This window comes from Metapseudomonas resinovorans DSM 21078, from assembly GCF_000423545.1.
Classification (GTDB): Bacteria; Pseudomonadota; Gammaproteobacteria; order Pseudomonadales; family Pseudomonadaceae; genus Metapseudomonas; species Metapseudomonas resinovorans.
Genome location: NZ_AUIE01000022.1, coordinates 81184 through 94565, shown reverse-complemented (window position 1 = coordinate 94565; position 13382 = coordinate 81184). Strand labels below are relative to the sequence as shown.

Genomic DNA, 13382 nt, shown 5'->3' with positions numbered 1-13382 from the left:
CCCGAGCCTCAACAGGGACTACCGGTACAACAACAAGCACAGGTAGGAATCGCTCGTGAAGATCAAACGAGTCAGAGTCACCCCCATCGCCTTCCGCGATGCGCCGCTGCTGAACGCCAGCGGTATCCACGAACCTTTCGCGCTGCGCTCGATCATCGAAGTGGAAAGCGACAACGGTTACATCGGCCTTGGCGAAAGCTATGGCGATGCACCGGTGCTGGCCGTGCTGCAGGCCATGCAGGACAGCCTGGTCGGGCTGGACGCGTTCGACCTGAACGGCCTGCGTGCCCGCGTCATCCAGACCGTCGCCCGCCTCGGGCCGGCCGAAGCCGGTGCGGAACTGGCACCTGGCTCCCACCCCAGCAAGCAGGTGGCCAACGCCTATTCCGCGTTCGAGGTCGCCTTCCTCGACGTGCAAGCCCGCTCGCTGAACATGCCCCTGGTGGACCTGCTGGGCGGCGCCATTCGCACTGAAGTGCCCTTCAGCGCCTACCTCTTCTTCAAGTACGCCAAGCACATCGACGCGCCTTACGCGCCGGATTCCTGGGGCGAAGCCCTCAGCGAGGAGCAGATCGTCGCCCAGGCCGCGCGGATGATCGAAGCCCACGGCTTCAAGAGCATCAAGCTGAAGGCTGGGGCACTGGAGCCCGAGCACGAAGTCGCCTGCATCAAGGCGCTGAAGAAGGCCTTCCCCGACCACCCGCTGCGCATCGACCCCAACGGCAACTGGTCGCTGGAAACGGCGCTGCGCATGGCCGAGCTACTGGGCGATGACCTGCAGTACTACGAAGACCCGACCCCCGGCCTCGACGGCATGGCCGAACTGCACGAGCGCACCGGCCTGCCGCTGGCCACCAACATGGTGGTCACCGACTTCGACGAGTTCCGTCGTAGCGTCGCGCTGAACAGCGTGCAGATCGTTCTTGCCGACCACCACTATTGGGGCGGCCTGCGCGATACCCAGGCGCTGGCGCGGATGTGCGACACCTTCGGCCTCGGCCTGTCGATGCACTCCAACTCGCACCTGGGCATCAGCCTGATGGCCATGGCCCACGTGGCGGCCTCGGTGCCCAACCTTACCTACGCCTGCGATACGCATTACCCGTGGCAGGAAGAGGACGAGGAGGTCATCAAGGGCGGCAAGCTGCCGATCCAGGACGGCTGCGTACGCCTCACCCGAGCACCGGGCCTAGGCGTGGAACTGGATCAGGATCAACTGGCCAAACTCCACGAACAGTACCTCTCCATCGATATCCGAAGTCGCGACGACGCGCGGCAGATGCGCAAATACGACCCGGCCTGGAAAATCAGGAAGCCGAGGTTCTGACCCCGTCCGCTCCCTGCGGAATGCAACACGACACTCGCGCGCCAAATCCGCGCGAGCTCTTCGACAAGAACAATTCAGAGAGAAGAACCATGGGCGAAGTGATGAAGCAAACCCGTGTGCGTTACCTGATCCTGCTCATGCTGTTCCTGGTGACCACGATCAACTATGCCGACCGCGCCACCATCTCCATCGCCGGCTCCGCGATGCAGAAGGAGCTCGGCATCGATGCCGTCATGCTCGGCTACATATTTTCCGCTTTCGGTTGGGCCTATGTGCTCGGCCAGATTCCTGGCGGCTGGCTGCTGGACCGCTTCGGCTCCAAGCGCGTCTACGCCTTCAGCATCTTCACCTGGTCGGTGTTCACCCTGTTGCAGGGCTTCGTCGACACAGTGCCGGTGGCCTGGTCGGTGGTGACCCTGTTCATGCTGCGCTTTTTGGTTGGCTTTGCCGAGGCGCCGTCTTTCCCCGGCAACGCGCGCATCGTCGCCGCCTGGTTCCCCACTGCCGAGCGCGGTACGGCATCTGCCGTGTTCAACTCCGCCCAGTACTTCGCCACGGTGCTCTTCGCCCCGCTGATGGGCTGGATCGTCCACAGCTTCGGCTGGGAACACGTGTTCATCGTCATGGGGGTGATCGGCATCCTGTTCTCCGGGGTCTGGCTGAAGTTCATCTACAACCCCAAGGAACACCCGCTGGCCAACCAGGCGGAGATCGACCACATCGCCGCCAACGGCGCCCTGGTGGACATGGACCAGAACCGCAAGTTGCCGGGCAACGGGCCGAAATGGGAGCACATCAGGCAACTGGTCAGTAACCGCATGATGGCCGGCATCTACCTGGGCCAGTTCTGCATCAACGCGCTCACCTACTTCTTCCTCACCTGGTTCCCGGTGTACCTGGTGCAGGAGCGCGGCATGACCATCCTCAAGGCGGGCATCATCGCCTCCCTGCCGGCCATCTGCGGATTCATTGGTGGCGTGCTCGGCGGGGTGATCTCCGACTGGCTGCTGCGCCGTGGCCATTCCCTCAGCGTGGCGCGCAAGACGCCGATCGTTGGCGGCATGCTGCTGTCCATGACCATGATCCTCTGCAACTACGTGGACGCCGACTGGATGGTGGTGGGCTTCATGGCCGTGGCCTTCTTCGGCAAGGGCATCGGTGCCCTCGGCTGGGCGGTGATGTCGGATACCGCGCCCAGGCAGATCGCCGGCCTGTCCGGTGGCATCTTCAACACCTGCGGCAACCTGTCGTCGATCACCACCCCGATCGTCATCGGCTACATCATCGCCGCCACCGGCTCCTTCAAGTGGGCCCTGGTGTTCGTCGGCATCAACGCCTTCCTCGCCGCGTTCAGCTACCTGTTCATCGTCGGCGAGATCAAGCGTGTCGAACTCAAGGGCGAAAAGCCTGAAGCCGGCGCCACGGCGACCGCTACCGAGACAACCGCCGCCAGCCCGGCCCGTTAACCCGAGAAGGACAGCAAGATGACTCAGCACCAACTGCCCAGCAGCACCCCGCGCATCACCGAGCTCACCGTCGTGCCGGTGGCCGGTCAGGACAGCATGCTGCTCAACCTCAGCGGCGCCCACGCTCCGTACTTCACCCGCAACGTGGTGATCCTCAAGGACAACGCCGGCCATGTAGGCGTAGGCGAGGTGCCCGGCGGCGAAGCCATTCGCCAGACCCTGGAAGACGCCCGCGCGTTGCTGGTGGGCCAGTCCATCGGCAACTACCAGCGGCTCCTCAACCAGGTGCGCCAGGCCTTTGCCGACCGTGACTCCGGTGGCCGCGGCCTGCAGACCTTCGACCTGCGCATCGCCATCCATGCCGGCACTGCCCTGGAGGCTGCCTTGCTCGACCTGCTCGGCCAGCACCTGGAAGTGCCGGTGGCCGCCCTGCTCGGCGAAGGCCAGCAGCGCGACGAAGTGGAGATGCTCGGCTACCTGTTCTATGTCGGCGACCGCAACAAGACCGAGCTCGACTACCGCAGCGAAGCGGACGCCGATGATGCCTGGTTCCGCCTGCGCAACGAGGAGGCGCTGACCCCGGAAGCGGTCGTGCGCCTGGCCGAGGCGGCACATGCCCGCTATGGCTTCAACGACTTCAAACTCAAGGGCGGCGTCCTGCGCGGCGAAGCGGAAATCGAGGCGGTCACCGCACTGGCCGAGCGCTTCCCCGAGGCGCGCATCACCCTCGACCCCAACGGGGCCTGGTCCCTGAAGGACGCCATCAGGCTGTGCCGCGACCAGCACCCTGTGCTGGCCTACGCAGAAGACCCCTGCGGCGCCGAGAACGGCTACTCCGGCCGCGAGGTGATGACCGAGTTCCGCCGCGCCACCGGCCTGCCCACCGCCACCAACATGATCGCCACCGACTGGCGCCAGATGGGCCACGCCATTTCCCTGCAGTCTGTGGATATCCCCCTGGCCGACCCGCACTTCTGGACCATGCAGGGCTCGGTGCGCGTCGCGCAGATGTGCAACGACTGGGGCCTGACCTGGGGCTCGCACTCCAATAACCACTTCGACATTTCCCTGGCGATGTTCACCCACGTCGCCGCGGCGGCGCCGGGCAAGATCACCGCCATCGACACCCACTGGATCTGGCAGGACGGCCAGCGCCTGACCAGGGAGCCGCTGCGCATCAAGGGCGGCAAGGTCGCGGTGCCGCAGAAGCCGGGCCTGGGTGTCGAACTGGATATGTACGAACTGGCCAAGGCCCACGCGCTGTACAAGTCCAAGGGACTGGGCGCGCGTGACGACGCCATCGCCATGCAGTACCTCGTGCCGAACTGGACCTTCAACAACAAGCGCCCCTGCCTGGTGCGTTGAAGCAGACTCGTAGGGTGGACATCGCCCTTCATGTCCACCCGTGCGCCGGTCAGACGTATGGACAACAGAACAACAACGCAGTCAGTGCCGTAGGGTGGGCTTCAGCCCACCGTCGATGCCTGAACTCAGAACAACGGAGTCAGCCATGCAGTTGATCCAACACCAGGACTCGCCCCGCCATGTGCGCCTGCACCCGGACGACAACGTCGCCATCGTGATCAACGAGCAGGGCGTGGCGGAGGGCGGCCAGTTTCCCGATGGCCTGGTCACCCGTGAAGCCATTCCCCAGAGCCACAAGGTCACCCTGGTGGACATTCCTGCTGGCGGCGCCGTGCTGCGCTACGGCACCGTGATCGGCCATGCCTTGAAGCCCATTCCCCGTGGCAGTTGGGTACGCGAGGAACTGCTGAGCATTCCCGAAGCGCCGGGGCTGGAAAACCTGCCCATGGCCACCGCCGTGCCGCCGCCCATGGCGGAGCTTTCCGGCTACACCTTCGAAGGCTTCCGCAACCCGGACGGCAGTGTCGGTACCCGCAATATCCTCGGCGTCACCACCACCGTGCAGTGCGTCACCGGGGTGCTCGACCACTGCGTCGACCGCGTGCGCAAGGAAGTCCTGCCGAAGTACCCCAATGTCGATGATGTGGTCGCACTGACCCACAGCTATGGCTGCGGCGTGGCGATCAATGCACCGGATGCGGTGATCCCGATCCGCACCCTGCACAACATTGCGCGCAACCCCAACCTTGGCGGCCAGGCGCTGGTCATCGGCCTTGGCTGCGAGAAGCTGCAGGCCGAGCAACTGATGCCGGGCGACGAACTCACCGCCGGCCAGGACGAGGAAGTCTGGCTGTTCCGCCTGCAGGATTCGGCCAGCGGTTTTGCCGGCATGGTCGAGCAGATCATGGGCATGATCGAGGACCGCCTGAAGGTCCTCGACCAGCGCCGCCGGGAAACCTGCCCCGCGTCCGAGCTGGTGCTGGGCATGCAGTGTGGCGGCAGCGATGCCTTCTCCGGCGTCACCGCCAACCCGGCCCTGGGCGTGGCCGCTGACCTGCTGGTGCGCGCCGGTGCCACCGTGATGTTTTCGGAAAACACCGAAGTGCGCGACGGCATCCACCTGCTCACCCCGCGTGCGGCGACCCCCGAAGTGGCCCAGGCGCTGGTGCGGGAGATGGATTGGTACGACCGCTACCTCGCCCGAGGCATGGCCGACCGCAGCGCCAATACCACGCCCGGCAACAAGAAGGGCGGCCTGAACAACATCGTCGAAAAGGCCATGGGCTCCATCGCCAAATCCGGCAACAGCGCCATCGCCGGCGTCGTCGCTCCGGGCGAGCGCGTGCGCGGCAAGGGCCTGCAGTATTGCGCGACCCCGGCCAGCGACTTCGTCTGCGGCACCCTGCAACTGGCCGCCGGCATGAACCTGCACGTGTTCACCACCGGCCGTGGCACCCCCTACGGCCTGTCCATGGTGCCGGTGATCAAGGTCTCCACGCGCACCCAACTGGCCGAGCGCTGGCCCGACCTGATCGACGTCGATGCAGGTCGTATTACTTCTGGGCGTGTCACCCTGGAAGAAATGGGCTGGGAGTTGTTCCGCTACTACCTGGACGTGGCCAGCGGTCGTGAGCACACCTGGGCGGAGAAGCACCGGCTGCACAACGACCTGACCCTGTTCAACCCCGCGCCGGTGACCTGAGTTACCGGCGTCGTATCGGAGATTCCGGATGGAACCCAAGATCCTCCACGTCGGCCCGCTGACCGAGCGCTTCAACCAGCGCCTGGCCAATGAGCATGACGCCGTGCCGCTGTGGCAGCAGGACGATGCCTTGGCCTTTCTCGATGCGCACGGCACCGCGTTCGAGGTGGTGGTCACCTCGGCGCGCTTCGGCTGCTCCGCCGCCATGCTCGAGCGCCTGCCCAATGTGCGCGCCATCTGCAGTTTCGGTGTCGGCTACGACGCCATCGCCATCGATGCGGCGCGCCAGCGTGGCATCCAGGTCAGCTCCACGCCGGACGTGCTCAACGGCTGCGTGGCCGACCTGGCCATGGGCTTGCTGATCGACTGCGCGCGGCACATCAGCGCGGCGGATCGTTTCGTGCGTGCCGGTCTTTGGCCGGCTGGCAACTTCCCCCTGGCGCGCAAGGTCAGCGGCAAGCGGTTGGGCATCGTCGGCCTCGGCCGCATCGGCAAGGATGTCGCGCGCCGCGCGGAGGGCTTCGACATGCTGGTGCGCTACCACAACCGTCGACCGGACGCAGACGCCCCCTACGGTTTCGAGCCGGACCTGCTGGCGCTGGCCCGCTGGGCGGACTTCCTGGTGCTGACCTGCCCCGGGGGCACTGCCACACATCACCTGATCTCTGCCGCGGTGCTGGAGGCCCTGGGGCCGGAGGGCATCCTCATCAACGTTGCCCGGGGTTCGGTGGTGGACGAGCCGGCGCTTGTTGCCGCTCTGGCCGAAGGCCGTCTGGGCGGTGCCGGGCTGGATGTGTTCGAGTCCGAGCCCCATGTGCCCGAGGCACTCTTCGCACTGGACAACGTGGTGCTGGCGCCGCATGTCGGCAGCGGCACCCGTGATACCCGCTTGCAGATGGAAGAACTGGTGTTCGCCAACCTGCGGGCATTCCTCGACAAGGGCGAGGTGCTGACCCCGGTGGTCTGAACTCGCCCGCTCCCCATAGCGGTGGTCGCGTCGGGCGGCCCCACTATGCGGCCCCGGCCACAAGCCGGACGCCGTTTCCTCCCACGAAATTGAGCTGCAGATTCGCAGTGACGGCGCACCACGAGTGCGCCGATTTTTTTCGTGTGCGCGGACGGTCCCCTCTACCTTTGGGAGAGGGGTGAGGGCAGTCCGCGCTCAGAGCAGCTCGCAGGATGGGCCGGGCGCCAACCTGCGGTCCGCATGGCGAATGAATTGGCTATGTCTGCATGACGTGTTGTAGGCAGCTGCATTGCCCGTAGGAGCTGGCTTGCCAGCGAATGGCCGCGTTTCGCTGGCAAGCCAGCTCCTACAAGGCTCTTGGCCCGATGGTCAATCTCTCGCAACAGCTAACGCAGACACAGCCAATGAATTCGACCCTACAGGCCAACGCATCGTCACCAACGGGGTCAGGACGCAGGGACAAAAAAGGCACCCGAAGGTGCCTTGAGGAAAGCCGGGATGAAGGGAGCCTTCCCCACCCCGGTTGGCGCATCAGAGGATCGACAACGGATAGTTGATGATCAGACGGTTCTCGTCGAACTCGTTGTTGCTGAAGTCGCGGCGAATGCTCGCGTTGCGCCACTTCACGTTGAGCGCCTTGAGGGCGCCACTTTGCACGGTGTAGCCGAGTTCGGTCTCACGACCCCATTCCTTGCCGTCGGTCACGCTGCCCACATGCACGTTGTCGCCGCTGATGTAGCGGTTCATCAGGGTCAGGCCGGGAACGCCGACGGCGGCGAAGTTGTAGTCGTGGCGTACCTGCCAGGACTCTTCCTTGGCGTTGTCGTAGCTGGAGTTGTAGCTGTCGTTGGCCAGGGTGCCGCCGCTGGTGCCGTTGACGCGCATCCAGGCATCGTCGCCGCTGACTTTCTGCAGGCCGACATAGAAGGTGCTGCCGCCGTACTTGGCCGACAGCAGGGCCGACCAGGTGCGGTTGTCGAGGTCACCGGCCAGGGCGCTGCCGTTCTCCTTGCCGTTGAAGTAGCCAAGGTTGGCGCCCAGGGTCCAGTCACCGACAGGCTGGCTGTGCATCACTTGCAGGTACTGCTGCTCGTAGATGTCTTCCAGTTCGGCGTACCACAGGCCAACCAGGGTGCGCTTCTCGTTGAAGGCGTATTCGCCGCCAGCGAAGTTGAAACGATCCGAAGTGAAGGCCGCGCGGCCGTTCATGGACATATCGTCCAGGCTCGCGTCGTTGCGCGGGCTGTTCTGGCGGAACTGGCCGCCATACAGCGTCAGGCCGTCGATTTCCTGGGAAGTCACCTGGCCGCCCTGGAAGGTCTGGGGCAGGGAGCGGCCGTCGTCGGAACGCAGGATCGGCAGCACCGGCATCCACTCGCCGACCTTCAACTCGGTCTTGGAGACGCGCATCTTGCCGGCCATGGCCAGGCGGCCGAAGTCGTCGGCGGGGCGGCCGTCGTCATGCACCGGCAGCAGTTGGGTTCCGCGGGTGCCCTTGCCGCCATCGAGCTTGACCGAGAGCAGGCCGAGCATGTCGACGCCAAAGCCCACCGGTCCTTCGGTGAAGCCGGACTTGGCATCGAGGATGAAACTCTGGGTCCATTCCTCGGCCTTGCCCTGAGGGTAGGTCGGGTTCACGAAGTTGCGGTTGATGTAGAAGTTGCGCAGGTTCAGGCCGACCTTGGCGTCTTCGGCGAAGCCGGCGGCCTGGACGCTGGCGGGCAGCAAGGCGAGGCCGCAGGCAAGGCTGCCGGCCGCTACGACGGTGGAGTGGAGGGCGGTGCGGAGGATCATTGTTGTTGTGCTCCGGGTTTTTTTGGGTTGAGCCGGCCCCCTGCGCGCGGCAAGCGCACATCGACATGGCGGGGGCATCGTGAAGCCCTGGACTCAGGGCGCTATCTGGCCGGGTGGCCAGCCATCAGCCGCGGCTAGCCGTCGGCGAATCCGCTGGATGCTGTCATGGCGCGAATCAGGGAATGGGGGATGGTCCGGCGAGGGGGGGCCGGCACTGCATGGCGTGGTGAAGCCTGGGGCGTGAAGGGTCATGGTCGAGCCCTGTATGAAGTCTTGTTGTTATTTTTGTCATACGTTGTCGTACAACATTGGCCGGATTATCAACATCTGGCTTTGCCGTTGTCAACGCGAATACGGCTTTAGTCCAATGGATAAGGGCGGAAGGGGAAAAGTGGTATTTGCGGGGTTGTACGATAACGACGCGATAGGCCGGGCCGATAGATCGGCCCGGCTTCCTGTCACGCTGTCAGAACTGGTAGCTGAGGGTGGCGGTCACGTTGCGTTTCTCGCCGAAGTAGCAGAAGTCGAGGCTGTAGCAGGACGCCACGTAGTCTTCGTCCAGCAGGTTGTTGGCGTTCAGGCTGAGGTCCAGGCCCTTCATGCCCAGCTTGCCCAGGTCGTAGCCGATAAGGGCATCCACCAGGGTGTAGGAGGGTACGTGCAGGGTGTTTTCCTTGTCCGCCCAGGTCTTGCCGACGTAGCGCACGCCGAGGCCGGTGCGCAGGCCGTCGAGCGTGCCGGCGTTGAAGTGGTAGTCACCCCAGATGGAGGCCATGTGCTCGGGCGCCTGGTTCGGGGTGTTGCCCTGGTTGCCGTCCAGCGCCTTGGCGTAGGTGATGTCGGTGTAGGTGTAGTTGGCCAGGACCTTGAAGTTCTCGGTGACCTGGGTGTGGGCTTCCAGCTCGATGCCCTTGGAGCGCACCTCACCCACCGAGGTGTAGAAGTTGTCCTGCGGCAGCTTGGAAGCGACGTTCTGCTGGGTGATATGGAACACCGAGGCGGTGTACATGCTGGCGCTGCCTTCGGGCTGGAACTTCAGACCCGCTTCCCACTGCTTGCCTTCGGTGGGCTCCAGCGCCTTGCCGGCCGCGTCCGAGTAGGCGTTCGGGTTGAACGACTCGGAGTAGCTGATGTAGGGCGCGATGCCGTTGTCGAAGAGGTAGAGCACGCCGGCGCGGCCGGTGAACTTGCTCCACTGCTCGTCGCTCTTGGTGCCGGCCGTGCGGTTTTCGTCGGAGACGTCCACCCAGTCCTGGCGCATGCCCAGCGAGAAGCGCCACTGGTCGAGGTCGATCAGGTCCTGCAGGTACAGGCCGGTCTGTTCCAGGCGACGGGTGTGGTTGTCTTCGGTGAGGAACGTCAGGGTCTCGTTGCCGTACACCGGGTCGAAGGCGTTGAGCGGCGTCGAGACGCCGGATGTCCAGTCCACCTTGGTTTTGCGGCGCTGGTAGTCGAGGCCGGTCAGCAGGGTGTGGCGGGCTGCACCGGTGTCGAATTCGGCCTGGACCATGTTGTCGATGATGTACGCCTCGAGCGCCTCGCTGGCGCCGGAGAAGTAGCGGTTCAGTTCGTTGCTGTCCTGCGCGGTCCACTGGTAGCCGTAGACCTGGGACAGATCGACGTCGGAGGAGAGGTAGCGGAAGTTCTGGCGGGCGGTCCAGACGTCGTTGAAACGGTGTTCCAGCTGATAGCCGAACATGCGTTGGGTGCGGTCGAAGTCGTCCAGGCCCGGTTCGCCGTCGAAGAACTCGCGGTCGATGCGGCGGCCGTTGTGCTGGTACAGGCTGCCATCGGCCGGCACTCCGCTGTGGTAACCGCCGTTCGGGTCGTGCTGCAGATAGCCTTGCAGGGTCAGGGTGGTGTCTTCGCTGAAGTCGATGGCCAGGGTCGGGGCGATGGCGTAGCGCTCTTCCTTGGCGTGGTCGAACTGGGTGTCATTGCCCTTGCCCAGCCCCACCAGGCGGTAGGCGATGCGCTTCTCGTCATCCAGCGGGCCGCTGAAGTCGAAGCCCACGCCCTTCTGGTTCATGTTGCCGACGGTGGCCTGCACCTGGTGGTAGTCCTCATAGAGCGGCTTCTTGCTGGTCAGCGCCACCAGGCCGCCCGGTAGGCTGCGGCCGTAAAGTACCGAGGACGGTCCCTTGAGTACGTCGATGCGTTCCAGGAAGTACGGGTCCACCTGCATCGAGCTGAAGGTGCCGCTGTCGCCCATGGTCTTCAGGCCGTCGAGGTAGATGTTGTCGACGCTGTTGTCGGCGAAGCCGCGCATCACCACGTAGTCATAACGGTTCGAGGCGCCCACCTGGCCGGTGAAGATGCCGGGGGTGTAGCGCATGGATTGCTGGACGGTTTTCGAACCCTGGTCGTCGATCTGCTCGCGCGTGATCACCGAAACGCTCTGCGAGGTTTCCATCAGCGATTTACTGGTCTTGGTGGCGATCTGGCTGTGGGTGGCCAGGTAACCGTCCTCGCTGCCCAGCGCATTGCCCAGGGCAAACACCTGGGTGCTGGGCACTTCCAGTGCGCTGCCGGCCGGCACGTCGCGCAGCACGAAACTGCCGCCGCCGAGGTTCTCCGCCTGCAGCGAGGTGCCGTCGAGCAGGCGCGCCAGGCCGGCTTGCGCCGAGTAGGCACCATTCAGGCCCTGGGTGCTGAGGCCGCGGGTTTGCGCCGGGGTGGCGGACAGGTTGATGCCGGCTTCGCGGGCGAAGCGGTTCAGCGCTTCGTCGAGGGCGCCGGCGGGGATGGCGTAGCTGCGGCTGGCGACGACGGTCGCTTCCTCGGCGATGGCGCCAGCAGGTAGCAGCGGGGTAGCCAGGGCAGCGGAGAGCAAGGCGCCTCGAATGGCGAGGGCAAGGTGGGAAGCGCGAGGTGCGGTCATGAAAACATCCGTGGAGGCGGCAAAGGTTAATGGGATTCATTCCCCATGCCGGGCCAGGCGGAAAAACCCGCCAAAAAAATTCGAAGGTCAAACCTGTAGAGGCGATTTCAATCGCCAAGGGCGGCGCAGCTGCCCCCCAAGGAACCTCGACGGGAAGGCCGTCGGCCTCATGGCGAATGAATCGGTTCTGTCTGCATCACGTGTTGCAAGCAGCTCCTGCACAGTGTGTTCTTCGCCAGAACGCTCAGGCCCTGGCCTCCACCGTCACCCACCAGCGGGTGCGGTAGTGCAGATGTACCGGCAGGGTGCGTGGCAGCAGGCTCAGCAGTTTGTCGGTGTCGTCCAGGCGGAACACGCCGGAGAGGCGCAGGTCACGGATGCTGTCGGCGCAAGCCAGGCGGCCATGGCGATAGCGCGAGACTTCGGCGAGGAGGTCTGCAAGGCGCATGTCGCGGGTGACGATCAGCCCGTCGACCCAGGCCCCGGCCTCGAAGTCCAGTTGTTGCACCGGGCGGATGCCTTCCCGGGTCAGGTCGACGCTCTGGCCGGCCTCGACGACCTGCTTCGACAGGCCGTTGGAGGGGTTCAGCGCCACGCTGCCCTGCAGCACGCTGAGGCGTGAGGCGGCCTTGCCCTGGCGCAGCACGAAGCGCGCGGCCTGGGCTTCCACCAGGCCATGGGCGGTGACTACCTGCAGTGGCGTGGCCTGGATGGCACTGCTGACGAGGATTTCACCGCGCCGCAGTTCGACCAGCCGTTGCTGCGAGTCGAAGCGGATATCCACAGCCGAATCGGTGTTCAGTTGCAGTAGGCTGCCGTCGGCCAATGCCAGGCCACGGCGCTCGCCGGTGGCGGTGGCCAGATCGGCGGTGAGGCGTTCCCAGGGCGTGATGTCGCGGGTCAGCCAGAGGGCGGCGCCCCCGACTGCCGCCCCGGACAGCAGCTTCAGCGCCTGACGGCGGCGCAGCCCTGCGCGGGCGTTGTCCAGTACCAAGCCGGTACCGGGCATTGCCACGCCCAGTTCGCGGTCAAGCTGTTGCACCCGTTGCCAGGCCAGTTCGTGGTCGGCGTCCTGCCCGCGCCAGTGCTCGCAGGCTCGCTGCAGTTCCGCATCGCCGCTGTCGCGCAGACGCAACATCCAGTGGATGGCCTGGCGCACCACCTGTTCGTTGGGGCCGACGGTCCGGCTGTGGGTGTTCATTCTTCAAATCGCAGGAGGTAGCAGTGGTAGAGGGCGTCGGCCACATAGCGCTCCACCGAGCGCAGGGAAATACCCATCCGCGCAGCGACTTCCTTGTGGGTCAGGCCTTCGCACTGGGCCAGCAGGAAGGCGGTGCGTGCCTTGGGTTTGAGGCGGTCGAGCATCAGCGCAATGCGTTCCAGCAGTTCGAGGATCAGCTCGCGCGCCTCAGGCGAGGGCGCTTCGGCCTCGGGGATCTGTGCCAGGGCTTCCAGGTAGGCGCGCTCCAGCTCTTCGCGGCGCCAGTGGTCGATCACCAGGCCGCGCGCCACGGTGCGCAGGAACGCGCGCGGCGTGCGCAGCTCCAGGCTGTCACCCTTGCCCAGCAGGCGCAGGAAGGTGTCCTGGGCCAGGTCCGCCGCATCGGCGGCATTGCCCAGCTTGCTGCGCAGCCAGTTCTTCAGCCAGCCGTGATGCTCGCTGTACAGCGCCTGGAGGGTGATGTGGGGAGAGGGCATGGGGCCGCCGCGAGATGCGATAACAAATGAAAATTAATCGCATTTTCATCGTCTGCCGAGGCTTTTGCAACTGCGCCGTGTGCCGGGGCGGCACCATTGCCGGAATGGTTCGCGGGGGGAATCGCTGATGGGTTTCGCAGGCTCGCGGAACGCCGCACGACCCATCCTACGTGGGCGCGCCG

Annotated in this window: 9 protein-coding genes; 5 read left to right on the top strand and 4 right to left on the bottom strand. The window is 65.2% G+C overall.

The annotated features are described in order from the left end of the window. The first annotated feature begins 55 nt into the window (after nt 1–55). The 5 genes from G559_RS0116235 to G559_RS0116215 all read left to right on the top strand — a co-directional run bounded on the left by G559_RS0116235 (nt 56) and on the right by G559_RS0116215 (nt 6827). A complete protein-coding gene (locus G559_RS0116235) occupies nt 56–1327 on the top strand; it encodes a glucarate dehydratase family protein (RefSeq protein WP_028629250.1) in 1272 nt (423 codons plus the stop codon). Between the two features lie 20 nt (nt 1328–1347). Continuing rightward, entirely contained in the window at nt 1348–2793 is a 1446-nt protein-coding gene (locus G559_RS0116230) for an MFS transporter (RefSeq protein ID WP_256658117.1), read from the top strand. Between the two features lie 18 nt (nt 2794–2811). After that, entirely contained in the window at nt 2812–4158 is a 1347-nt protein-coding gene (gudD, locus tag G559_RS0116225) for a glucarate dehydratase (protein ID WP_036997486.1), read from the top strand. Between the two features lie 145 nt (nt 4159–4303). After that, the gene (gene garD / locus G559_RS0116220; protein WP_028629247.1) at nt 4304–5860 is read left to right on the top strand and encodes a galactarate dehydratase; all 1557 of its coding nucleotides are present in this window, start codon (nt 4304–4306) and stop codon (nt 5858–5860) included. A 28-nt stretch (nt 5861–5888) separates the two neighbouring features. Then, nucleotides 5889–6827: a 2-hydroxyacid dehydrogenase gene (locus tag G559_RS0116215; RefSeq protein ID WP_028629246.1), complete on the top strand. Its 939-nt coding sequence runs from the start codon at nt 5889–5891 to the stop codon at nt 6825–6827. Between the two features lie 531 nt (nt 6828–7358). Here G559_RS0116215 and G559_RS0116210 read toward each other — a convergent pair. The 4 genes from G559_RS0116210 to G559_RS0116195 form a co-directional block, all read right to left on the bottom strand. Further along, the gene (locus G559_RS0116210; protein ID WP_028629245.1) at nt 7359–8621 is read right to left on the bottom strand and encodes an OprD family porin; all 1263 of its coding nucleotides are present in this window, start codon (nt 8619–8621) and stop codon (nt 7359–7361) included. 466 nt (nt 8622–9087) lie between these two features. Next, nucleotides 9088–11502 (bottom strand): TonB-dependent siderophore receptor, encoded by a 2415-nt coding sequence (locus G559_RS0116205; protein ID WP_028629244.1) that lies wholly within the window; start codon nt 11500–11502, stop codon nt 9088–9090. 244 nt (nt 11503–11746) lie between these two features. Further along, entirely contained in the window at nt 11747–12703 is a 957-nt protein-coding gene (locus G559_RS0116200; protein ID WP_028629243.1) for a FecR domain-containing protein, read from the bottom strand. Further along, nucleotides 12700–13200 carry a sigma-70 family RNA polymerase sigma factor gene (locus G559_RS0116195; RefSeq protein ID WP_028629242.1) on the bottom strand — a complete coding sequence of 167 codons (501 nt, stop codon included), beginning with the start codon at nt 13198–13200 and terminating at the stop codon, nt 12700–12702. Before G559_RS0116195 ends, G559_RS0116200 begins: the two co-directional genes overlap by 4 nt. Nucleotides 13201–13382: the final 182 nt, after the last annotated feature.